Below are 23,930 nucleotides of genomic sequence, written 5' to 3' on the forward strand. Positions count from 1 at the left end.
CTTTTAAAATTTTCGGTTGGATAGGCCTAACGTAATTTTAAGGTCATTAAACCTAAAACCACCAACATAATTGTAATAATCCAGAAGCGAATCACCACTTGAGTTTCACGCCAGCCTTTCTTTTCATAGTGGTGATGCAAAGGCGCCATTAAGAATACCCGTTTATTACGCATACGGAGTGAACCAATTTGCAGGAAGACCGAAATCGCTTCAACCACAAACACACCGCCCATAATCGCAAATACGATTTCATGACGCACCATGACGGCAATCGTACCTAGCATTGCCCCCAAAGATAGTGCACCGACATCGCCCATAAAAACTTGTGCAGGATGCGCGTTATACCACAAGAAGGCTAAGCCTGCACCAATCATTGCGGCACAGATTACCACCAACTCAGACGCATATTTCACATAAGGGATATGCAGATAATCAGCAAAACGAACATCCCCCGCCAAGTAGGCAAATACACCCAAACCTGCTGCAACCAACACGATTGGCATAATCGCCAAGCCATCTAAACCATCGGTCAGGTTGACTGCATTTGAGGCACCGTTAATGACCAAATAGGTAAAAATAATGAAGCCAATACCGAGTGGAATTAGTGACAAAGGAATACTGAAATCTTTAAAGAATGGAATCAACACATCCAACATATCTGCAGTTTGGGCAGGATTTGGCTGTTGGGTTGCAATCACATACAACGCAATACCTGCACCCAATGATGCTACCGAAGTCCAGAAGAATTTTTTACGCGCAGGCAAACCCGCATTGTCTTTGTAACGAATTTTAATCCAGTCATCTGCCCAGCCTACAGCGCCAAAAATGACCATGACCGCCAGTACAATCCAGACATAAGGGTTAGATAAATCTGCCCATAATAGAGTCGAAATACCAATGGAAAGCAGGATTAATACACCACCCATGGTTGGCGTACCCATTTTTTTGGCATGCCCTTCAGGTGCATAAGAGCTGACTGCTTGACCGTATTTTAATGCTTGCAGTTTACGAATCATCACAGGGCCTAGCACCAAACCGATGCCAAGCGCAGTCAATACACTCAGTAATGAACGTAATGTTAAATAACGAACCACTTGAAACGAACTGTGATAGCCCGCCAGCTGTTCAAATAACCATAACAGCATTTAAATTCTCTCCATCAATGCAGCCATCAACGTTTCCATATGGGTATATCGAGAACCTTTAAATAGGAAACTCATGGACTGAGGTTGATGTGTTTTTACCAGATCAATTAAAAACGGCAAGGCTTGTTCTTGAGTGACAAAAGCCTGTAATTTTTTTCCATATTGGGTACTGCGTGCACCTTCTTGGATCGCAGGTGCAAATTCACCCACCGCCACCACAAAGTTGATGCCATGAATAGACACCAAATCACGCCCCAACATATAGTGCTGTTGTGCTGCGCTATTGCCAAGTTCACCAATATCACCAATGACCATAACCCGCACACCTGTTTGCTGTGCAAGGACTTCGCCTGCAGCACGCATAGAAGTTGGATTGGCATTATAGGTGTCATCAATGAATAAATGTGCGCCTTGCTGAATAAAGTTCAAGCGACCTTTTGCGCCTTGCGCCTGCTCCAAGCCTGCGACAATATCATCTAAACTCACGCCAATTGCCAGTGCAAAAGCGGTAGCAGCCGTAGCATTTTGTACATTGTGCTCACCCGCAAATGGCAAGTGAATCTGACGCATACCTTGTGCGGTATTTAAACAAAAACGTGCCGATTGTGGCTGCAACTGAATGTTTGTCGCAAACACATCACCGCCTTCGCCAAAACTTAGACGCTGTTCTGACTGAACCGCTTGCTGAATCTGTTCGGCAAAATCATCGGCAGCAGGGATAATGGCTGTGCCTTGTGGGGCAATATGTGCATAAATTTCAGACTTAGCCCGACAAATACCCTCACGCCCACCGAATTCACCCAAATGCGCAGTACCAATATTGATAATGCCTGCCACCTGCGGCTGCACCAAGTTTGAAGTGTAATCGATTTCACCTTGATGACTGGCGCCTAATTCCATCACTGCATATTGATGGTTTGCATTCAACTCCAATAACATCATCGGCACACCCAAGTCATTATTCAGGTTGCCACGGGTAATTAAAGTCGGTGCCAAACGTGACAAAATACTACCCAGCATTTCTTTGGTGGTGGTTTTACCGCTACTACCGGTTAACGCAATCACTTTTAATTGTGGATGTTGCTGACGACGAAATGCGCCCAAGTGTCCCAAGGCTAAACGGGTATCAGGCACCACCAATTGGCAAATATCCGCATCGACAGGCTGGCTGACAATTGCCATAGAGCAGCCCTGTGTCGCCACTTGTGCCACAAAGTCATGCGCATCAAAACGCTCACCTTTTAAAGCCAAAAAGGCATCGCCTGCTTCGGCATGGCGTGAATCGGTCAAAATACGTTTAATGTCACCTTGCGGTGCTTGTCCATTGAACCAATGACCCTGTGTTGCTTGTTGGAGTTGTTCGACAGTCCAAGGTTCTAAAATTGCGGTACTGGTGGTGGAAGTGTGCATACAAATTCCTTATTGGGCAGGATAAGCAGAAGCTGAACAATGTTGTGCATCAATCGCAGATTGCACTTCAACCACATCGTCAAACCAGTGTCTTACCCCATCTATTTCTTGATAATTTTCATGGCCTTTGCCTGCAATCAAGACAATATCACCTGACTGTGCATGATTGACGGCATATTTAATCGCTTCACGACGATCATGAATTTCATGGCTCTGTGCCACCGATAAATCGACACCTGTCTGCATATCGGCAAAAATTTGCAAAGGATCTTCTGTACGCGGGTTATCTGAGGTCAAAAGCACAATATTGGCATAATCTAATGCCGCTTGGGTCATCAGTGGGCGCTTGCCACGATCTCGATCTCCACCACAGCCAAATACCGCCCAAAGCTGTGCGCTGACATGACGTTTTAGAGTTTGCAACACTTGAATTAGGGCATCTGGCGTATGCGCATAATCCACTACAAATAAACGCTCTGCATCACGCAACACTTGCATACGCCCCGGTGCACCTTTGAGTTGTGCAGTCGTGTGTATTAAATCTGGCAATGCAAAACCTGCTTGCTCTGCGGCAATTAAACTCGCCAGCAAATTTTCAACATTAAAATGTCCGAGCAACGGACTTTGCACCACATATTCTGCCGTAGCAGTTTGGAGATGAAAACGTACACCATTCAGACTGTATTCAATCTGCTGTGCTTGATAATCTGCCGTCTGCTGCGTGGAATAAGTCAAAATTTTTGGTTGTGCAGGATTCTGTTGAGCCGCTTGCAACATGATCCCTGCATATTCATCATCTAAATTGATAATAGCCACTTTTAAACTGGCAAACTGAAACAGCATCGCTTTGGCTGCAGCATACGCCTCTAAAGTACCGTGATAATCCAAATGGTCACGGCTGAGGTTGCTATATACCGCAATTTCAATATCGCAGCCATTTAAGCGCCCTTGCTCCAAACCGTGTGAACTGGCTTCAATTGCGGCAAATTTTGCGCCTTGTTGTGCATAGCTGTATAAAGCATTTTGCAGTTGTAAGGCATCTAAAGTCGTATGCGTTGAAGCTTCCAAATTAGGCAAAATTCCGTTGCCTGTGGTGCCCATGACTGCACAGCGTTGAGCTTGCAACATCAACAATTCGGCAATTAAACGTGAAATAGTGGTTTTACCATTGGTACCCGTGACGGCAAGCATACGTGCTAAAGGTATAGACTGTCGCGCTTGTAAATATTGTTTTTGCCAGTGTCCCATGCGCTGACGCACATCAGGCACCACCAAATTATTGGCAACTGCCAGTTCAGTTTCCGAAATCACCGCCAAAGCCCCTTGATCTAAAGCGGCTTGTGCAAATTGTGCGGTTTTTTCAGGCTGCGACAAACTGGTCAGGGCAATAAAAATTTGCCCTGCTGTAACATGGCGGCTGTCAAGTTGAAAGCCCTGAAAGTCTTGTGTCATCCAATCTGCAACGCAAGAACTGCGATAAATATGTTGAAAGCTGATAGACATGCGTCACCTGTTATTGGATGTTGGGAGTTTCTAAAGGTTTATCTAAAGGTACGTTCATTAAACGTAAAGATTCTTGCATCACACGAGCAAATACAGGCGCTGCCACCAAACCACCATAATACTGTCCTTTTGGATTTTCCACCACGACCACCATAGCTAAACGTGGATCACTGACTGGCGCAACCCCAGCAAACAAGGCACGATATTCAGTCTGTGAATAGCCTTTGCGGTCTGCACGAAGTTTATGCGCTGTTCCCGTTTTGCCTGCAACTCGATAGCCTGGAATATTGGCTTGACGTGCTGTACCACCTGGCAACGTCACCGCTTCCATCATCAGTAGAACTTGGTCAGCAATTTTAGCATCGACAATTTGTTCGCCTTTAGGCTGTTCTTCTAATTTATATAAACTCAGCGGCATTTTAACGCCTTTATTGGCAAGCATGGCATAGGCATCTGCCAATTGCAGCACAGTGGCATTCAAACCATAACCATAAGACATGGTCGCCACTTCCGACACATTCCATTTGCTTGGCGGCAAAATTAAACCTGCACTTTCACCAGGAAACTTCACCGCAGAACGCGCACCAAATCCTAAACGCTTATAAAAAGTCGGTAAGGTAGCATACGGTAAAGATAAAGCAATTTTCGCCACACCCACGTTTGACGATTTTTGGATAATCCCGGCCAAAGTCAGTGAGCCATAGTTGTGGGTATCACGAATGGTATGATTGCCCACTCGCATTGAGCCACCACTTAAATTGACCACGGTATTCGGTGAATATTTACCACTTTCCAGTGCCATTGCCACAGTCATAGGCTTCATGGTCGAACCTGGTTCAAAGGAATCCACCGCACCACGGTTACGCATGGCATCTTTATTGGACAAACTTTTTTTATCATTCGGGTTATACGACGGCCAACTGGTCATCGCTAAAATTTCACCGGTTTTAACATCTACCGCAATTGCTGTAGCTGAACGGGCATTATTTGCTACCCCTGCCGCAGTCAATTCACGATACATAATATATTGCAAACGTGAGTCGATACTCAGGGTAATATTTTCACCCGGTTCAACCTCCTTCACCACTTCAGGGTCTTTGACACGGTTACCTTTTTTATCACGTACGATTTGTTGTTCACCATCTACCCCTGCCAAGCGGGTATTTAGCTGCATTTCCAAGCCCTCAATGCCTGTGCCTTCACTGTTGGTCAAACCAATAATTTGTGCATTCGGCTGTGGCTGCGGGTAATAACGCTTATAGTTCTTTTCGGTATATACCCCTTGGAAGTTACGCTTCAGAATCAACTCTGCCTGTTGCGGTGGCACTTCTTTTTGCAAAACCAAATAACGTGAACGTGGACGCTCGTTCATTTTATTTTTAAGTTCTTGACGATCCATCCCCACCGCATCGGCAAGTTCATCTAAATTTAGGTTTTTATCTGGCAATTGGCGTTGCAATTTACGACTGGTCGGATTTTTTGCTAAATCGGCTGTAATTTCTTCAAACAGTTTTTTATTATCAAAATAATCACGTGGATCAATCACCACTTTCATTACAGGGGTACTAATTGCCAAAGGCACACCGTTGCGATCATAAATCACCCCACGCATGGCTTTGAGCTTTTCTGTTCTTAAAATATTCGCATTGGCTTTATTCTGTAAAAAGTCATGGTTCACAATTTGCACATAAAACGCACGCCCCACCAGTGCCACGAACACCAGCAGTACCACAGCCCACATTAAGTAAAAACGCCACATTTCTACATGAATGGCATTTTTTCCAGTTACCGATTGCTGTTTCTTTCGGGTTTGCTTTTTGCGCGTATCTACCATGTGCAACTCGCCTTATTGTTGTGCTGAAGTTGTAGGCAAAGAAATCACCACCGTTTGCTGTGCAGGCGGTGAATACATGCGCAATTGCGTCACCGCACGGGTGCCAATTTGGGCAGTTGCACCAAAGGTCTGCTGTTCAATTAACAAACGCCCCCACTCGGCATTTAAGTCATCTCGCTCGCGCATATAAGAACTCAGCTCACGATAATCATGCCGATATTCAAACACCTGAAACACCACCATAATCGCGCTGATAAACACCAGCGCCAATAAAATAAAATAGGCGACCATTTTTTTCAGTCGCACTTGAGATTGATTTTTTTCAACGCTTTCAGTTTTCATTATTGGCCTGTTCAAGCTAATCGTTCTGCAACACGTAACCATGCGCTGCGTGAGCGTGGATTGGCTTTGACTTCTTCATCACTGGCACGCACACGTGAGATTTTTTTCAATCGACGTGTATCTTGTTGCTGTTGTGGCAAGCCCCAACCTGAATCTTCAGGCAGGCTCGATTCTTTTTGAATAAACTGTTTAATTAAACGATCTTCCAAAGAATGGAAGCTAATTACTGCCAAACGACCTTCGGGTTTTAACACCTCAACCGCCTGCGGCAAGAAGTTTTCAATATCTTCTAATTCTTTATTAATCGCAATACGAATTGCCTGAAAAGTACGTGTTGCAGCGTGTTTATTTTTTTCCCACTTCGGATGGGCAACTTTTACAATTTCAGCCAATTGTGCGGTGGTTTGAATATAACCCGCCTGTTTAATGGCTTTGGCAATACGGCGGCTATAACGCTCTTCACCATATTGAAAAATTACATTGGCTAAGGCTTCTTCTTCAATATCCACCAACCACTCTGCTGCAGTCGGGCCTTGTGAATTGTCCATTCGCATATCAAGCGGGCCATCTTTCATAAAGCTAAAACCGCGTTCTGCCTGATCTAGCTGTGGTGACGACACGCCTAAATCGGCCATCACACCATCGACCTGAGTGACACCCATATCATTCAACGCTTGCTGCATATCGGCAAAACTGGCATGAATAATTTGAAAGCGAGAATCTTGCTGCGCCAATTCTGCTGCCACAGCCAAAGCTTGTGGATCTTTATCAAAGGCATAGACTCGTGCCTGCGCATCCAATTTAGCTAATAACAAACGCGTATGCCCACCTCGCCCAAAGGTAGCATCGACATAAATTCCTGTATTGCGATCTGCCAACACGGCATCAACAGTTTCATGAAGTAATACAGAAATATGCGACATAAGGTTCAATCAATACAGCTAAAATGTAACTGCACATTATTACCTTGTTTTAGCAAAGCTCCAAACGTCTTTTTGTAGATAAATATTACTTTTCATAGGGAAAACCGTTTTTGACTTTTTTAAAGCACAAAAAAATCTCCGTAGAGATTTTTTTGTGCGCCAATCCAATCAAAGATTAGACAGAAATGAATATGTGCTTAACGCTTAGCATTATAAATTTGGTCAAAAATCGCACCATTCACAAAATGTGTTTTTTGTGCATTTTCCCAACCACCGAACACTTCATCAATGGTGAAAGTTTTTAATTTCGGAAATTGCGCTGCATATTTTGCAAGAACTTTTTCATTACGTGGACGGTAGAAATGCTTAGCTGCCATTTCCTGACCTAAAGGTGAATATAAATAGTTGATATAACCGGTCGCCAACCATTTATTGCCATTTTTTTCTACTGTACGGTCTACAATTGCCACAGAAGGCTCAGTCAAAATAGAAATAGATGGATAAACAATATCAAACTTGTCTTTGCCTAAAGTTTTTAAGGTTACCAGGGCTTCATTTTCCCAAGTCAACAACACGTCACCAATGCCACGTTCAGCAAATGTCGTCATCGACGCACGTGCTGCTGAATCCATCACTTTTACGTTGTGGTACATCTTGCCTACAAATTCTTGAGCTTTGGCTTTAGAACCACCTGGTTGCTTTTCTGCATAACCCCAAGCCGACAAATACACCCAACGTGGCAAACCACCTGTTTTCGGGTTTGGGGTAATAATTTGTACGCCTGGTTTGGTTAAGTCATTCCAGTCTTTAATTTTTTTCGGATTGCCTTTACGCACCATAAAGACGATGGTCGAGGTATAAGGCGCAGAGTTATGAGGAAATTCTTTTTGCCAACCTGCTTGGATTTGACCTGACTTTACAATTTCTTCAATGTCATTCGCCAATGCCAAAGTGACGACATCGCCCTTTAAGCCATCGACCACTGAACGCGCTTGCTTGCCCGAACCACCATGTGATTGTTTAAAGTTTACGTCTAAACCTGTACGTTTTTTCCAGTACCCACCAAACGACTTGTTAAATTCATCATAAAATTCGCGGGTTGCATCATACGATACATTTAAAAACTGACGATCTGCAGCCTGAGCAGTCGTTGCAGCTAAACCTGTTGCCAATAGAGCAGCAGTCAATAAAGCTTTCAATTGAGTTTTCATCACAATACACATCACTTTTAATCTGTCACTCAATATATGTAATGCTTAGGCACTGCGCAATTTGTAAAAAATACAAAAAAATTGATTAAACTCAATAAATTCAGCTTTATTTATTTGTTTTTATTCAATTTAATTTAAGATACAGCGTTTATTCAAAAGTTATACCTTTTTATGAATTAGATATATGAAAAGTGAATAAAAATTTGATCCATTTTCAAACTTAATGGCAAAATAAACAACATCACATCAAACCAACCTTCTCAAATTAATTTTATTGTGACTTTTGTAAAAATCTTCACGATATCTCCACAGTTGTTTGTTACAACATGTTCTAAATCAAGGATCATTGGAAAAACCTGTATATAGTGAGTAAATAATGATACAGATTTTATTAAAAGTGTGACTTAAGTCTACTTTTGTTATGATTCTTGTGATTAAATATTAAGGTGATTAAAACAATTTATAAATTGTGAGTTCATTCATAAAGGAAAGGGGGGAATCAAGATGAAATCTAAACTCATGTTCGCAGCATTACTCAGTTTAAGTACAGTCGGTCACAGTGCCGTGATCAAGTCTGCTGAAAGTAAAACCAATTTAACTGCGGAAAAAGGCTCTTTAATTGAAAAAGCCATTACCCAACAAAAACAGGCAGACAAGCAAAAGTTTGAATCAAATAATGATTTAAAAGTGCTGACTTCTATTCATGTCGCTCCAACTCAAAATTTCTTTGCCTTACAAAATCAGCGTTTTAGCCGTTTCGTACAAGCCTTATTCCCGCAAGGCAACTCATAAGCCTGCATCAAACTCACTGCCTTTGATCCCCTTTTCAAATGCAGTTGAAACGCCCAAGTACAGAATGTTGAATTTAACATTAAGTACTTGGGCTTTTTCGTTATAATGGTTGCAATTTACATTTTGAATTAATTTTTGCTTATGACTGTTCGTACTCGTATCGCGCCTTCTCCTACTGGTTTCCCGCACGTGGGAACAGCGTATATCGCCTTGTTTAACTTATGTTTTGCCAAACAACACGGTGGTGAATTTATTCTTCGTATTGAAGATACAGACCAACTGCGTTCAACCCCTGAGTCTGAAAAAATGATTTTGGATTCATTGCGTTGGTTAGGCTTAAATTGGGCAGAAGGTCCAGATGTAGGCGGCCCGCATGCACCGTATCGCCAATCTGAACGTATGGATATTTATAAGCAATATGCTTTGCAATTGGTTGAACAAGGACATGCTTTCTATTGCTTCGCTACTAGCGAAGAACTAGATCAAATGCGTGCAGAACAGCAAGCACGTGGTGAAAGCCCGCGCTACGATGGTCGTGGTTTAAACTTGTCTGCAGATGAAGTGCAGCGTCGTTTAGCCGCAGGCGAAGCGCATGTTATTCGTATGAAAGTGCCATCCGAAGGCGTATGTAAATTTAATGACATGCTGCGCGGTGAAGTGGAAATTCCATGGGCGCAAGTCGATATGCAAATTCTACTGAAAACAGATGGTTTGCCAACTTATCATTTAGCAAACGTGGTCGATGACCATTTGATGCAAATCACCCACGTGATTCGTGGTGAAGAATGGATTCCATCGGCACCGAAACACCAATTGCTTTATCAGTATTTTGGTTGGGATATGCCTGTGTTGTGCCACATGCCACTGTTGCGCAACCCAGACAAATCAAAATTATCTAAACGTAAAAACCCGACTTCAATTAACTACTACAAAGACATTGGCGTATTACCCGAAGCGTTGCTGAACTATTTAGGTCGCATGGGCTGGTCAATGCCCGATGAAAGCGAAAAATTCACCTTGGCCGAAATGATTGAACACTTTGATATTCAACGTGTCTCATTAGGCGGCCCTATCTTTGATGTGGAAAAACTCAATTGGCTAAATGGTCAATGGATTAAAGCACTTTCACCTGCTGAACTATTAGACACCTTATTGACCTGGAAAGCAGATCGTGCCAAATTGGAAGAGATTGCTGCCGCGATTCAACCACGTATTCATTTGCTCTCAGAAGCAGTGAATTGGTCTGCACATTACTTCAACCACTTCCCAACTTTGAGCAAGCAACAGTTTGAAAGTAAAAAACTGTCTGAAGAACAAGTGCGCCAAAGCCTGCAATTTGCAATTTGGCGTTTAGAAAGTCTATTTACTTGGAACAACGACACGGTAAGCCAAACCCTGATGGATTTAGCGAACCAAATGGAAATCAAATTGCGTGATTTCATGCCTGCATTCTTTATTGCAATTGCAGGTTCAACCGCATCTACACCTGTAATGCAAACCATGGTCACCATTGGCCCTGATCTGACCTTTGCGCGTTTACGTCATGCCTTAGAAGTGGTTGGCGGACCAAGCAAAAAAGAAGTGAAAGTCTGGGAAAAACTGAATGAAAGCATCAAATTGCCGAAAAATAATGCAATTGATCCTGCTTAATTCATTTTTTTGTTGACGTGTAAGCGCAATAGCCCTAATATTGCGCTCACACAGACTGGGGTCATAGCTCAGTTGGTAGAGCGCTACAATGGCATTGTAGAGGTCAGCGGTTCGATCCCGCTTGACTCCACCAAGTTTAATTCAGGCTTTACCTGTGTTGCCTCATCAAGTCCCTATCGTCTAGAGGCCTAGGACATCGCCCTTTCACGGCGGTAACCGGGGTTCGAATCCCCGTAGGGACGCCATATTCAAGATGAATATAAATCTATTTTTTTCATCTTATAACAAAGCTCAAGCAATGACTTGGGCTTTTTTATTGCCCTGTTTTCTGACAGACTGTTTTTGATTTGCTGTACATTTGGTTAGAATAACGATCAGATTAGAATTTTGGAGTTGTAATGCAATACCGATGCCCTAAATGCCAAAGCCCAAAAATCATGCCTGTTGCGCAGGCAGGACAAGCAACACCACGTCCTGTGGTGCCAAAAAGCTTGGTGATGCTTATTCCAGCGGTATTTGTCTTATTACTTCTTGTCTTGATCAGTATTGCCATGTGGATTTTTGGTGATGGTGCAGGTACAGCCTTACAAAGCATTACTGTAGCGGTATTTGTACTGTGTGTGATTGCAGGTTTCCTGTTCTACCGAGATTTGCCTGATTTTAAAATTTCTATGCAAGCTTTTATGCAGTCGCAAAAACAATGGAAATGCCGTGAATGTAATCATGAGTGGGAAATCTAATTTACCCTCCACCATATAATAAACATAAAAAAACCAGCCCTGAGGCTGGTTTTTTTATTTACAAAAGTCGGAGATGATTAAACACCGATTTTGCGATATTTTTGACGCTTGGCTACAAGATCATCACCATCACGCTTACGGCGATATTCTTCAAACTCAGCATAGTTACCAGTGAAGAATTCAGGTGTTTCACCTTCGAATGACAAGATGTGCGTTGCAATACGATCCAGGAACCAACGGTCATGCGAGATCACCATCACAGTACCCGGGAATACCAGAATGGCATCCTCAAGTGCACGCAAGGTTTCGATGTCCAAGTCGTTCGATGGTTCATCCAGCAAGATCACGTTTGCACCCATTTGCAGGATTTTCGCAAGTTGTAAACGGTTACGCTCACCACCTGACAATTGACCTACGCGCTTTTGCTGATCTTGGCCTTTAAAGTTAAAGCGACCGATATACGCACGAGATGCGATTTCGTAATCACCAATCTTCAAGATATCTAAACCACCAGACACTTCTTCCCAAACCGTTTTGTTGTTGTCTAGCGTGTCACGGATCTGACCGACATAAGCCACTTTAACCGATTCACCCAGCGTTACCGTACCGGTATCTGGTTGCTGTTCGCCAGTCATCATACGGAATAGCGTGGTTTTACCCGCACCGTTCTCACCCACGATACCCACAATTGCAGCAGGTGGTACTGTGAAGGTTAAATCCTTGTACAGTAAGCGATCACCAAACGATTTACTGATGCCTTCAACTTCTACAACCTTGTTGCCCAGACGTGGGCCAGGTGGAATGTAGATTTCAGAAGTTTCGTTACGTTGCTGGAATTCGCGCGAGTTAAGCTCTTCAAAACGCTCCATACGCGCTTTGTTTTTCTTTTGCTGACCTTTGGCATTAGAACGAACCCATTCAAGTTCTTTTTTCAATGCTTTAGCAAAAGATTCTTCCTGCTTGTTCTCTTGCTCTAAACGGGCATTTTTCTGCTCAAGCCAAGAAGAGTAGTTACCTTGATACGGAATGCCCATACCACGGTCAAGCTCAAGAATCCATTCAGCAACGTTATCCAAGAAGTAACGGTCATGCGTAATAGCGACGATGGTACCCGGGAAGTCTTTCAAGAAACGTTCCAACCAAGATACAGATGAAGCATCTAAATGGTTCGTTGGTTCGTCTAGAAGTAACATATCTGGTTTAGACAGAAGTAATCGGCACAGCGCCACACGACGACGTTCACCACCTGAAAGCTTAGATACATCTGCATCCCAAGCAGGCAAGTTCAATGCTGCAGCTGCTTGATCCATCTGGTTCGCAAGGTTATGCGCATCCCAAGTCTGGATAATCGCTTCAAGCTTCTCTTGCTCTTTCGCAAGTGCATCGAAATCCGCATCTTCTGCTGCATATTCAGCAAAGACTTCATCCAGACGTGCCAAGGCATCAAGCGGTTCACGTAAACCATCTTCGACGTTACCACGAACGTCTTTAGTTTCATCTAAAGGTGGTTCTTGCTCAAGATAACCGATTTTTATACCCGGTTGCGCACGTGCTTCACCAGAGAAATCTTTATCTACGCCCGCCATAATACGAAGCAAGGTAGATTTACCTGCACCGTTTAAACCAAGCACACCAATTTTAGCGCCTGGGAAAAATGATAAAGAGATGTCTTTCAGGATTTCGCGCTTAGGCGGAACCATTTTCGACACTCGGTTCATCGTATAAATATATTGGGCCACGTAGGACTCCTCAATAGAAAACCAAATCTGGGGCTCAGATGAGCAGCCCCTGCTCTAATGAGCGAAAAAATAATCGGGTATTATACGCAGAAAGCTGCGAAAACATAAGCCATTGCCATGAACTTCAATGCATTGTTACAAGTTTATTGATGATGTTTTTTTAAACAGTTGTTTTCAGTAAAATAAACGACTCAAATCCAGGTCGATATATGAATATTTCATATATTTATTTCAATAAAATTGCACTTTTACTCATATGTGAAAATGCTACACTCAAGCCATAAACTTAAACTAGAAGATCAAACAGAATGAGTTATAAAGCAGAAACCCTTGCGATTCATGCAGGTTATACCCCAGAAGCAACCACCAAAGCTGTTGCAGTGCCGATTTACCAAACCACGTCTTATGCCTTTGACAATACTCAACATGGGGCCGATCTCTTCGATTTAAAGGTTCAGGGCAATATCTATACCCGAATTATGAACCCGACCACTGCGGTTCTGGAACAACGTGTCGCAGCACTGGAAGGTGGAATTGGCGCGCTGGCTTTGGCCTCTGGCATGGCTGCGATTACTTATGCGATTCAGACCATTGCGGAAGCGGGTGACAACATTGCTTCTGTGTCAACGCTATATGGCGGTACCTATAACCTCTTTGCCCATACCCTACCAAAACAGGGCATTGAAGTCCGTTTCTTTGATTATGAAAAGCCGGAAAGTCTGCGTGACTTGATTGATGAAAAAACCAAACTGGTCTTTGTCGAATCGATTGGTAATCCACTGGGTAATATTATTGATCTGGAAGCCATTGCTAAAATTGCACATGAATATGGCGTACCGGTGATTGTCGACAATACCGTTGCCACCCCAGTACTACAAAAATCTTTCGACTTTGGTGCGGATATTGTGGTGCATTCCCTGACCAAATATATCGGTGGTCATGGCAATTCAATTGGCGGCATTATTGTGGATAGCGGCAAATTCCCGTGGGGTAAATATCCTGAACGTTTCCCTGCCCTGAATACGCCTGATCCAAGCTACCATGGCGTGAACTATGTCGAAGTTTTGGGGGAAGCAGCATATATCGCACGTGCGCGTGTGGTTCCACTACGCAACACAGGTGCAGCAATTAGCCCGCATAATGTGTTCCTGATTTTACAAGGTTTAGAAACATTAAGCCTGCGCATGGAACGTCATACTGAAAATGCACAAAAAATTGCGGAATATCTACAGGCACATCCAAAAGTGAAATGGGTCAATTACGCAGGTTTAAGAAATCATCCACAACATGCGTTGGCACAAAAATATGTGAAAGGAAAACCTGCTGCAATTCTGTCCTTTGGCGTGCAAGATGGTCGTGAAGGCGGAACTCGTTTTATTGATGCGCTGCAATTATTCACACGCTTGGTCAATATTGGCGATGCCAAAAGTCTGGCTTGCCACCCTGCGACCACCACTCACCGTCAGTTGAGTGCAGATGAACTCAAGGCTGCAGGTGTGAGTGAAGATATGGTGCGTTTATCCATCGGGATTGAACATGCCGATGACTTAATTGCTGATTTAGAGCAAGCTTTAGCAGCCGTATAAAAACTCATCAGTTCAAGCTTTGTACTGGCATCCTGCTGATTAATTTCAACAGGATGCTTTTTTATTTTAATTTTTCTTTGTATGTCTTTGCATTAGCTTTAGTTTATGGTAAAAATAAAGATATACAGCTCACAAAAATAGAGCAATTACTCTAAATTCATTTTTAAATTCAACCACTTATTGCATAGCTTTTTTTGTGAAATCGGCTATTATAAAGCCAAGGAAAACAGTTCAAATTCAGCCTGAAATTTGAATCGTCAATCTCAATAAAAATGACAACTCAGGAATCAAAATCAGGAATATTAGCGTGAAGCCAAAATTAGAGAAACTTTTTCAACAGCGTGTAAATGGTAAAGTTGCCCTTATTACAGGTGCATCGAGTGGTATTGGTTTAACCGTAGCACATAAACTAGCCGATGCGGGTGCGCATGTGCTCTTAGTTGCACGTACTCAGGAAACCTTAGAACAAGTCAAAGCCGAAATTGAAGCACGTGGTGGCAAAGCTTCAGTTTTTCCTTGTGATTTAAACGATATGGACTCTATTGATGCGGTATCACAACAGATTCTTGCTTCAGTCGACCATATTGATATTTTAATTAACAACGCAGGACGTTCAATTCGTCGTGCAGTTCACGAGTCGGTTGATCGTTTCCACGACTTTGAACGTACCATGCAACTCAACTATTTTGGTGCTGTGCGTTTGGTGCTGAATATTTTACCGCAAATGATGCACCGTAAAGATGGTCATATCATCAACATTAGCTCAATTGGCGTATTAGCCAACGCAACTCGCTTCTCGGCTTATGTGGCATCTAAAGCTGCGCTGGATGCATTTAGTCGCTGTCTATCTGCAGAAGCGCATACGCACAAAATTGCGATTACGTCGGTGTATATGCCATTGGTACGCACCCCGATGATCGCACCAACTAAAATTTATAAGTACGTCCCAACGCTTTCACCTGAACAAGCTGCAGATTTAATTGCTTATGCGATTGTGAAACGTCCGAAGAAAATTGCGACACACTTGGGTCGCCTGGCTTCAATTACATATGCGATTGCACCAGATATCAACAACAAACTCATGTCAATTGGTTATAACTTGTTCCCAAGCTCAACCGCTTCTGTAGGCGAGCAGCAAAAACTGAACTGGGTACAAAGAGCATATGCACGCCTGTTCCCGGGCGAACACTGGTAATTTATACACATTCAAGTTTTGCTTTAGGCGACCTACGGGTCGCCTATTTTATTAGCAATCACTTCATCCTACGTTTTCAATCTTGCCACATCTATTGCAAGAGATAACGCTAACAAGCTTTATCTTGTGTCCATGCAGCTCAAACAAACATTCAATTTATAGATCGTTTATGCTATAACACAGCTGTTTTGAGTATTTTGAATGGATTATGCGAGCACTAGCCCTCATTTTACAGTATGGCTGTTTTGCCTTTGCCTTATTTTTGAGTTATCAAGTTGCAACGGCGCTTTATCAGCAAGAATATGAACTCTTAGAAGTTGTTGCCGATGTAGGCACGATTTTAATTTGTATTGATTTGGGCGTATTTTTATTTAGCAGCAAAGCCTCACAAGGTTTAAATCTTCAGGAATATGCTCGTCAGCTTGAAGCACCACCATCAAAACTAGTGGCAGTGACGCGTAAACTTGGGCATTTGGGAATTATGCTGATTTTAGTGAGTTGGATTGTGCCGTTGATTTAAAAAATCATCCTTTATTCCAAGAGAGCTAAAAGACTTATAAGCTGCCTATACTTTTGGTTTTTAACACATCAAACCCACAGCTCAACAGAAACTCATACGTCAAATCATATTGTCGCGCAGGTCGTGTCCAATCATCATCGTAAACACATGGTACATAAATCACCATACCTTGACGGGCACGCGTTAATAAAACCCGATAGACATTCAATAAGTATTTTTTATTGGCATCATTATGGATTTGCTGCCACTTACTTCCCCTAAAACTCTGGTAACACCATTGTTGATCAAAATAAAAGTTAATATCCCAAGCCACACAGGTATGATCTATTTCCAAGCCCTGTATATCAAATTCAATTGCAACGTCTTCTAAATAATAAGAGGAATGCACATCAAAATTGTTATTTAAAAACCAATCCGATGGCTCCATTTTGTTTTTAACATCCAAACCCTCTGCCTTTAAACGACGCCCACCCGAACTTGCCACAATACCGTAACGCTCTGAACCTTTCGCTTTTTCTTTTAGCCAATCTTTTGCTTGATTTAAATTACGACACAACACGATCGGATAATCTTGCTTAATTTCCTGATAAATTTGCTTTGCAATGTCTGGTTGATTGTCCAATATCGCTTGGACTAAATTAGAAACACGCTCACTTCTAAATGAGCGAACAGAAACTGCTAAATGTAAATTTGACTCATGCTGCCCAAAAGCTTTCAACCAAGCGATCTGTTCATTTGACTCAAGATAGACTGTCTGCTGTAAGATTTGATGTGAATAATATACGGTCCAATCTTTAAAACTATTCTGCAAAGCGGAAATCCATTCCGAAACACCCGCTTCACCTGTATTAATCTCTTGCCCGCCACCAATTAAACACACGATCACACACCAATCTGAGTGCCGATCCATAACGCTGATTAAAAATTCTGGCTCTGACATCGCAAAATTTTCAATGCCTTTTTTTTGTTTCATAAAATTGGAAACTTGCTCTTTTTGCCAAGCACGTTGAGCCTCATCAAAAACAACGACTTTCTCAATCGGCGCTTCTGATGATTTTAAATAATGATCACGAAAGTGATGAATATTTTGAATAAATGTTTTAGCATGACGCTCAGCATCTGTACGCTTGATCAATTGGTTATTTTGCTTAGCACTATTCACAGTATCACGTATCAAGGCCTCTCGTAGCACATCCACAAGTGGGCCATTTCCTGATAAAAATACAGAGTGCTCAGACTCATCTGCTTTTAAGCGCTGATTGGCAATATTTAAACCTGCCAAGGTTTTTCCTGCTCCGGGCACACCCGTTAGAAAGCAAATGGCTTTATGTTTATTCAGCTTAGTGAGTTCGATAATCTGCTCAATTCGCTTTGATGTGATTTCTAAATTAATTGCACCCGCATCACTTCGTGAAATATCTTCAACACGATGCCCTTGATATAACGCCTGCGCAGCTTCAATAATTGTGGGGGTAGGTTTATAAGTTGAATTAATCCACGTAGATAAATCAAAGTAAGTAGATTCAGAAAAATACTGTATGGCTTCTAGTAAATAATTTGTTAGTTGCTCCGTATTACAACATAAAGCATCATTCAGCTCCCGAATCGCCTGCCAGTCCTGTTCAATTGAATTGGCTTGTGTTGCAACCAAAACTGGGATCACTTTTTGGTGATGACATCCCGCATGAAAGTTTAATAAATCCAGACAATAATCAATCACCTGTGTTTTTGCTTGTGAAGTGAATTGTCGATCACCCACTTTAAATTCGACCACAAAAATTAAATCACGAATAATTAGAATATTATCTACCCGTTTCCCCATACGCGGGATACTAAACTCAAAAAAGACTTGCCCACTCTTAAAAACCCCTAAATGCTGTTTCAATATTTGAATTTATTTTAACCAAGCATTCTTCTGCAGTTCATCTAATGCAAACTCATGATGTCGTGCCAAACTCCCCAATATAGATACATCTGTTGCTTCTAAGAAATTTTTGAACTCATTCTGGTAATAGCTTTTCAATATCTTCAAACTTCAGTTTTGTTTTTATTTAATATACTGAAAACAAAAACAAAAAGCCCCCGAAATTCGGGAGCTTTTTATTGGAACAATTCAAGATTACTTCGAACCTTTAATTCCCGCTTGCAACAACAATGCACCTAAACCACCAATTTTATTCTCTTGTGGTTTAGCAGCTTGTGGCTTTTTAGCCTGTGGGCGATCCGCCTGAGGGCGCGACTGCTGTGGACGCTTCGCCTGTGGCTTACGCTCTGTACGTTGCTCTTGATCACGACGTGCTGGACGTGCCGCTTTAACAGGTGCAGCCGAACCTTCAGGACGCATCGATAAATTCACGCGGTTACGTTCTACATCAACCTGCAACACTCGCACTTGCACGATTTGACCAGGTTTCACAACTTTATGCGGATCAGCCACAAACTCATTGGCCAATTCAGAAATATGTACCAAACCATCCTGATGCACGCCAACATCTACAAATGCACCAAAGTTAGTTACATTGGTCACCACACCTTCAAGCTGCATGCCTTCAGTCAGCTGTGCCACCTCAGTAATATCTTCACGGAACTTAGCCGTACGGAATTCAGGACGTGGGTCACGACCTGGTTTTTCCAATTCAGATAAAACATCTTGAATGGTAGGTAAGCCGACTTGATCATCCACAAATTCTTCAGCATTCACTGAACGGATAATTTCGGTATTGCCAATGATGTCTTTGACTGTAGTCGCTTTAGCAGCCACAATTTTTTCTACCAAACCATAAGATTCAGGGTGAACAGCTGAGGCATCTAAAGGCTCAGAACCCGCTTGAATACGCAAGAAACCTGCGGCTTGTTCAAAAGTACGCTCGCCTAAACGTGGTACGTTTTTCAAGGCTTGGCGGTTATCAAAACGACCATGTTCTTTACGGTAATCTACAATTTGCTGTGCAATGGCTTTATTCAGACCTGCGATATAACCTAAAATTGCTGAAGATGCCGTATTGACATCAACACCTACCGAGTTCACACAGTCTTCGACCACGGCTTCTAAGGTTTTTGCCAAACCTGCCTGATTCACGTCGTGTTGATACTGACCTACACCAATTGATTTCGGATCAATTTTAACCAATTCAGCCAATGGGTCCTGTAAACGACGGGCAATAGACACTGCACCACGAATCGACACATCTAGCTCTGGCAACTCTTGCGATGCCAACTCAGAAGCTGAATATACCGATGCACCTGCTTCAGATACAGATACACGCGTCAATTTTAAGTCGCTGTGTGCAGCCATCATTTCTGCCACCACCGCTTCAGTTTCACGGCTTGCAGTCCCGTTACCAATCGCGATTAAATCAACATGGTGCTCACGGCATAAACGTGCAAGCTCTTCAATCGCGCCTGCTTTGTCTTCTTTAGGTGCAAATGGATAAACCGTGCTATGTGCAACCACATCGCCAGATTGGTTCACCACAGCTAGTTTCACACCTGTACGGATACCAGGGTCTACACCTAGCGTACAACGTGCGCCTGCAGGTGCAGAAAGCAATAAATGACGCAAGTTTTCTGCAAACACATCCATTGCTTCTGCTTCGGCAGCCAAACGTTTTTCAGTCAATAATGAATGTTCGATTTGTGGACGTACTTTGCCCAACCAGAACAATTTTGCCGTTTGTTTTAAAAAGTCCTGGCGTGCTTGCGGCTGAATCTGATCTAAATTGTATTCAGTTTCAATACGTGCCAAAGGTGCACTGTCTTCACCATCAACTTTTAAGCCCAAGACGTTTTCTTGGCGACCACGCAACATCGCCAATAAACGATGGGATGGCACTTTGTTCAGGTTTTCTGAAAAATCAAAGTAATCGCGGAATTTTTTGCCCACTTCTTTTTTCTCATCAGAAGCAACCAAGCTTTTTAATACCGCTGTTTTGGCAAAAATTTCTTTTAATTCGGTGGTCAAGGCAATATTTTGTGCCCATTCATCAATTAGAATGTGTTGCACAGCATCTAGCTGACTGTCTACATCTGGATAGTCTGCATGGCTAAAGCCTGCTAAAGCTTCGCTTGGCTCGACTTGTTCTGCAAAAATTCGCGCTGCAATTGGACCTAAACCTGCTTCTTTGGCTTTAAACGATTTACTAGTACGTTTAGGACGGTAAGGCGCATAAATTTCTTCTAAGGCATTTTTGGTTTCAGCAGCGTTTACCCGTGCCAATAAATCATCAGATAATTTATCTTGTTCTTTGAGTGATTCTATTACTTTTTCGCGACGCTCATATAAATCACGTAAATACGATAAACGTGTATCGAGCTGACGTAGCTGCGTGTCATCTAAACCTTGCGTCACTTCTTTACGGTAACGTGCAATAAATGGAACGCTAGCACCTTCATCAATAAGTTTGATGGCAGCTTCTACTTGATTTGGTCGTACGGCAAGTTCTTTTGCTAACTGCTGAACTAAGTCAGTCATCGTGTGTGATCCTACAAGGATAAGTACTAAAAGCCATGATTATAAAGACCAAGACTATAAAATCCACAATTGTTTTATGAATTTTATAAATGGTGGTGTTTTGGCGATTTTTGCCAATTCGGCAAAATTTTATAAATCTAAATAAAATTCAGGCTGATGTTAGACTCAAACGGGCAAATATGTCAGTTTTTGGCATGGGAATGCTGTATATATTTGGTATCTATGTCTTGATTTTATCTGCAATATTTGTTGCTTTAGAGCATAGGCAAAAGATACCAATGAATCGTATACTCAAAGCCAACTCAACTTTTTGTTTACGATGACAATAAAGAATAAAGGAGCACATCATGAGTTTAGTTGTACCTGCTGAAAAAACAGATGCCGTACACAGCGAAACTGACCGCGTTGAACGCATTCTCGTTGTGGATGATGATGTGCGTTTACGTACCCTGTTACAACGTTTCTTGGAAGATAAGGGCTTTGTGGTTAAAACTGCCCACGATGCAACGCAAATGGATCGTTTGTTACAGCGTGAACTGTTCTCTTTAATCGTGCTGGATTTTATGCTGCCTGTAGAAGATGGTTTAAGTATTTGCCGTCGTTTACGTCAATCTAACATCGACACGCCAATTATTATGCTGACGGCTCGCGGCAGTGACTCTGACCGTATTGCAGGTCTTGAAGCAGGTGCAGATGATTATTTGCCAAAACCATTTAATCCAAACGAGCTGTTAGCACGTATTCGTGCCGTATTGCGTCGTCAAGTGCGAGAAGTACCAGGCGCACCAAGTCAGCAAATGGAAGTGGTCGGTTTTGGCCCATGGTCGCTAGATTTATCGACCCGTACTTTAACGCGTGAAGGTCAAGTTGTAACACTGACTACAGGTGAATTTGCGGTACTCAAAGCTTTGGTACAACACCCACGCGAACCTTTGACCCGTGACAAATTGATGAATTTGGCACGTGGCCGTGAATGGGGTGCAATGGAACGCTCAATTGATGTTCAAGTTTCTCGTTTACGTCGTTTAATTGAAGAAAACCCTGCCCGCGCACGTTATATTCAAACGGTTTGGGGTGTAGGTTATGTATTTGTTCCAGATGGTGCGGAATAAGTTAGAAATGATGTGAGGCTTCAGCCTCACATCTTCATACAATGATCGAAATTCATACATACCGATCATTGTGCAAGATTTAAAGAATAGACATTCCAATAAAAAGTATATTCATCATAAAATTTCACTCACCAAATTCGCTTTACAACCTCTGCCACAGGACAAGATGTGAAACTCGAACCCCTCGACCCACAAGAATTTACCGATTATGTGGCGTATTCTGAAAAGAAACGTACACGCTGGGAGCGTTTTTTGGACAAAATCAAACCACGTTCTGCCGCGATGCGCACTGCGGTGCTGGTGGTTTTTGTGGTGCTGTTCAGTCTGTTTATGTCGTTGTGGTTCTTTTGGCGCACTTTGTATTTACCTGAAATTCAACAGCATGCGCGCTATTTAGCGGTTGAACTGGAAATTTTAAACAATCCAGATTTGCGCATTTTTCACAATGAAGCCGAAGTCGATGTTGATGCATGGCTCAAAAATCGGGTCGGCATTGAATATGTGACCGATCCACGTGAGTATCCGAATGTACGGGAAAAAGTGATTGCCGAATTTTTTACCCGACAAATTGAAAAGAAGCTAGCAACTGAATTAAAAATGCAGGATGTCACGGTCTATTTCCAGTTCAAACCAAGCCCGCGTATTTGGATTCAAACCCCAGAAATGAATGGCAACTGGGTACGTGAACCCCTCAAAACCTATGCCAATTACAGTCCTGAACTGGTGTTTGGCTGGCTCTTGGGTATCCCACTTTTCGCAGCCGCTATTATTTTAACTTTGGTGCGTCAGCTGAACCGTCCTTTGCGTCGTCTGCAAAATGCCGCCAACAGCTACAGTAAAACAGGTAAAGCCCCTTATTTGGAAACCAATCACGGCCCGCAGGAAATTCGTGAGGTCAACCAAGCCTTTAACCACATGATTTATACCTTGGAACAGACTGAACGTGACCGTCGTATCATGTTGGCGGGTATTTCACATGACCTGCGCACGCCACTGACACGGATTCGTTTAAGTGCTGAAATGATGCCTGATGATGATTTTTTAAAAGAAGGCTTAATTTACGATGTAGAAGATATGGATGCGATTTTGAATCAATTCATTTCTTATATGCGTGATGGTTCTGATGAAGAATTACAAGAAACCGATTTAAATGTTTTGCTGCAGGAATTGATTATTCAATTTAAACCGTTGGATATTCGCTTTAACGCACAAGAATTACCTCTAATTCAGGCGCGTAGTTTGTCACTAAAACGTCTGATTGGTAACTTGATTAACAACTCTAAACGCTATGGTGCAGAGCCAATTGAGTTGTCTGCAGAAGTGCTGGATGAACACATTCGGATTAGCGTGGCAGACAACGGTACAGGCATTCCAGAAGACCAAATTGCCGATTTAATGCAGCCTTTTGTACGCGGCAATGAAGCACGTACTGTACAAGGCAGTGGCTTAGGTTTGGCAATTGTAAAACGTATTGTTGATATTCATCAGGGCGAGCTCACCATTCAAAACCGTGAACACGGTGGTCTTGAAGCCATCATTACCCTGCCGTTACAACCTGAAATCGTTGAAGAAAAAAATAATGTTGGCACGCTGGAAAAAATCAAACAAAGTTTGAGTGAACATTTCTAAACGGCTGATTCATTTGATCTCCATCTGGCTTGCTATATAGCAATTTCAGACCAACAGCAAATCGCAGGAAGGATCAAAGCAAAAACTTCTCACAGCGCATATCAAAATTGTATAAAAATATATCAAAT

General features: G+C 42.4%; 17 protein-coding genes, 2 tRNA genes and 1 pseudogene. 10 read left to right on the forward strand and 10 right to left on the reverse strand.

All coding sequences use genetic code 11. The features are described 5' to 3' along the window. Positions 1-26: 26 nt before the first annotated feature. From mraY to B2W49_RS09620, 7 genes are all read right to left on the reverse strand, one after another. Positions 27-1,145: a phospho-N-acetylmuramoyl-pentapeptide-transferase gene (gene mraY / locus B2W49_RS09590; protein ID WP_291340475.1), complete on the reverse strand. Its 1,119-nt coding sequence runs from the start codon at positions 1,143-1,145 to the stop codon at positions 27-29. Continuing rightward, positions 1,146-2,555 (reverse strand): UDP-N-acetylmuramoyl-tripeptide--D-alanyl-D-alanine ligase, encoded by a 1,410-nt coding sequence (locus B2W49_RS09595; protein ID WP_291340476.1) that lies wholly within the window; start codon positions 2,553-2,555, stop codon positions 1,146-1,148. A 9-nt stretch (positions 2,556-2,564) separates the two neighbouring features. Beyond that, positions 2,565-4,058 (reverse strand): UDP-N-acetylmuramoyl-L-alanyl-D-glutamate--2,6-diaminopimelate ligase, encoded by a 1,494-nt coding sequence (locus B2W49_RS09600; protein WP_291340477.1) that lies wholly within the window; start codon positions 4,056-4,058, stop codon positions 2,565-2,567. 10 nt (positions 4,059-4,068) lie between these two features. After that, entirely contained in the window at positions 4,069-5,892 is a 1,824-nt protein-coding gene (gene ftsI, locus B2W49_RS09605) for a penicillin-binding protein PBP3 (RefSeq protein WP_291340478.1), read from the reverse strand. A gap of 12 nt (positions 5,893-5,904) precedes the next feature. Continuing rightward, complete coding sequence (ftsL, locus tag B2W49_RS09610) at positions 5,905-6,234, reverse strand: cell division protein FtsL (RefSeq protein WP_372238848.1); 330 nt, start codon at positions 6,232-6,234, stop codon at positions 5,905-5,907. An 11-nt stretch (positions 6,235-6,245) separates the two neighbouring features. Beyond that, entirely contained in the window at positions 6,246-7,157 is a 912-nt protein-coding gene (rsmH, locus tag B2W49_RS09615) for a 16S rRNA (cytosine(1402)-N(4))-methyltransferase RsmH (RefSeq protein WP_291340479.1), read from the reverse strand. Between the two features lie 197 nt (positions 7,158-7,354). Further along, complete coding sequence (locus B2W49_RS09620) at positions 7,355-8,368, reverse strand: sulfate ABC transporter substrate-binding protein (protein WP_291340480.1); 1,014 nt, start codon at positions 8,366-8,368, stop codon at positions 7,355-7,357. 504 nt (positions 8,369-8,872) lie between these two features. On the opposite strand from B2W49_RS09620, the gene B2W49_RS09625 reads away from it, so the two are divergent. The 5 genes from B2W49_RS09625 to B2W49_RS09645 all read left to right on the forward strand — a co-directional run bounded on the left by B2W49_RS09625 (position 8,873) and on the right by B2W49_RS09645 (position 11,550). After that, positions 8,873-9,160, forward strand: coding sequence for a hypothetical protein (locus B2W49_RS09625; RefSeq protein ID WP_291340481.1), 288 nt, complete (start codon positions 8,873-8,875; stop codon positions 9,158-9,160). Between the two features lie 141 nt (positions 9,161-9,301). After that, on the forward strand, positions 9,302-10,810 hold the full coding sequence (gltX, locus tag B2W49_RS09630; protein ID WP_291340482.1) for a glutamate--tRNA ligase: 1,509 nt from the start codon (positions 9,302-9,304) through the stop codon (positions 10,808-10,810). 57 nt (positions 10,811-10,867) lie between these two features. After that, positions 10,868-10,943 (forward strand) — tRNA-Ala (locus B2W49_RS09635). A 36-nt stretch (positions 10,944-10,979) separates the two neighbouring features. Next, positions 10,980-11,055 (forward strand) — tRNA-Glu (locus tag B2W49_RS09640). A gap of 153 nt (positions 11,056-11,208) precedes the next feature. Beyond that, the gene (locus B2W49_RS09645; RefSeq protein WP_291340483.1) at positions 11,209-11,550 is read left to right on the forward strand and encodes a hypothetical protein; all 342 of its coding nucleotides are present in this window, start codon (positions 11,209-11,211) and stop codon (positions 11,548-11,550) included. 77 nt (positions 11,551-11,627) lie between these two features. Here B2W49_RS09645 and ettA read toward each other — a convergent pair whose 3' ends face one another. After that, positions 11,628-13,289, reverse strand: coding sequence for an energy-dependent translational throttle protein EttA (ettA, locus tag B2W49_RS09650; protein WP_005263915.1), 1,662 nt, complete (start codon positions 13,287-13,289; stop codon positions 11,628-11,630). 308 nt (positions 13,290-13,597) lie between these two features. Between ettA and B2W49_RS09655 the strand changes: the two genes are divergently transcribed. The 3 genes from B2W49_RS09655 to B2W49_RS09665 all read left to right on the forward strand — a co-directional run bounded on the left by B2W49_RS09655 (position 13,598) and on the right by B2W49_RS09665 (position 16,590). Beyond that, a complete protein-coding gene (locus B2W49_RS09655) occupies positions 13,598-14,875 on the forward strand; it encodes an O-acetylhomoserine aminocarboxypropyltransferase/cysteine synthase family protein (RefSeq protein WP_291340484.1) in 1,278 nt (425 codons plus the stop codon). 307 nt (positions 14,876-15,182) lie between these two features. Further along, positions 15,183-16,070 (forward strand): SDR family NAD(P)-dependent oxidoreductase, encoded by an 888-nt coding sequence (locus B2W49_RS09660; protein ID WP_291340485.1) that lies wholly within the window; start codon positions 15,183-15,185, stop codon positions 16,068-16,070. Positions 16,071-16,278: 208 nt separating this feature from the next. Beyond that, complete coding sequence (locus B2W49_RS09665) at positions 16,279-16,590, forward strand: hypothetical protein (RefSeq protein ID WP_019838218.1); 312 nt, start codon at positions 16,279-16,281, stop codon at positions 16,588-16,590. A gap of 34 nt (positions 16,591-16,624) precedes the next feature. On the opposite strand, the pseudogene B2W49_RS09670 reads toward B2W49_RS09665, so the two are convergent. Then, positions 16,625-18,616 (reverse strand): annotated as a pseudogene (locus B2W49_RS09670) (DNA/RNA helicase domain-containing protein). 93 nt (positions 18,617-18,709) lie between these two features. After that, positions 18,710-21,061, reverse strand: coding sequence for a Tex family protein (locus B2W49_RS09675; protein WP_291340487.1), 2,352 nt, complete (start codon positions 21,059-21,061; stop codon positions 18,710-18,712). 347 nt (positions 21,062-21,408) lie between these two features. Between B2W49_RS09675 and ompR the strand changes: the two genes are divergently transcribed. Together ompR and B2W49_RS09685 are read left to right on the forward strand one after the other, a co-directional pair. Then, entirely contained in the window at positions 21,409-22,173 is a 765-nt protein-coding gene (ompR, locus tag B2W49_RS09680) for a two-component system response regulator OmpR (protein ID WP_104852661.1), read from the forward strand. 168 nt (positions 22,174-22,341) lie between these two features. After that, positions 22,342-23,802, forward strand: a complete 1,461-nt coding sequence (locus B2W49_RS09685) for an ATP-binding protein (RefSeq protein ID WP_291340488.1) — start codon at positions 22,342-22,344, stop codon at positions 23,800-23,802. The last annotated feature ends 128 nt before the right edge of the window (positions 23,803-23,930 follow it).

The sequence above is a fragment of the Acinetobacter sp. UBA801 genome (assembly GCA_002296655.1).
GTDB lineage: Bacteria > Pseudomonadota > Gammaproteobacteria > Pseudomonadales > Moraxellaceae > Acinetobacter.

Coding starts and splice junctions, on each gene's coding strand:
- ftsL (WP_372238848.1), bottom strand. CDS start 6,234: ATGAAAACTGAAAGCGTTGAAAAAAATCAATCTCAAGTGCGACTGAAA.
- B2W49_RS09595 (WP_291340476.1), bottom strand. CDS start 2,555: ATGCACACTTCCACCACCAGTACCGCAATTTTAGAACCTTGGACTGTC.
- B2W49_RS09675 (WP_291340487.1), bottom strand. CDS start 21,061: ATGACTGACTTAGTTCAGCAGTTAGCAAAAGAACTTGCCGTACGACCA.
- B2W49_RS09655 (WP_291340484.1), top strand. CDS start 13,598: ATGAGTTATAAAGCAGAAACCCTTGCGATTCATGCAGGTTATACCCCA.
- gltX (WP_291340482.1), top strand. CDS start 9,302: ATGACTGTTCGTACTCGTATCGCGCCTTCTCCTACTGGTTTCCCGCAC.
- rsmH (WP_291340479.1), bottom strand. CDS start 7,157: ATGTCGCATATTTCTGTATTACTTCATGAAACTGTTGATGCCGTGTTG.
- B2W49_RS09600 (WP_291340477.1), bottom strand. CDS start 4,058: ATGTCTATCAGCTTTCAACATATTTATCGCAGTTCTTGCGTTGCAGAT.
- B2W49_RS09665 (WP_019838218.1), top strand. CDS start 16,279: ATGCGAGCACTAGCCCTCATTTTACAGTATGGCTGTTTTGCCTTTGCC.
- ftsI (WP_291340478.1), bottom strand. CDS start 5,892: ATGGTAGATACGCGCAAAAAGCAAACCCGAAAGAAACAGCAATCGGTA.
- B2W49_RS09625 (WP_291340481.1), top strand. CDS start 8,873: ATGAAATCTAAACTCATGTTCGCAGCATTACTCAGTTTAAGTACAGTC.
- B2W49_RS09620 (WP_291340480.1), bottom strand. CDS start 8,368: ATGAAAACTCAATTGAAAGCTTTATTGACTGCTGCTCTATTGGCAACA.
- B2W49_RS09645 (WP_291340483.1), top strand. CDS start 11,209: ATGCAATACCGATGCCCTAAATGCCAAAGCCCAAAAATCATGCCTGTT.
- ompR (WP_104852661.1), top strand. CDS start 21,409: ATGAGTTTAGTTGTACCTGCTGAAAAAACAGATGCCGTACACAGCGAA.
- mraY (WP_291340475.1), bottom strand. CDS start 1,145: ATGCTGTTATGGTTATTTGAACAGCTGGCGGGCTATCACAGTTCGTTT.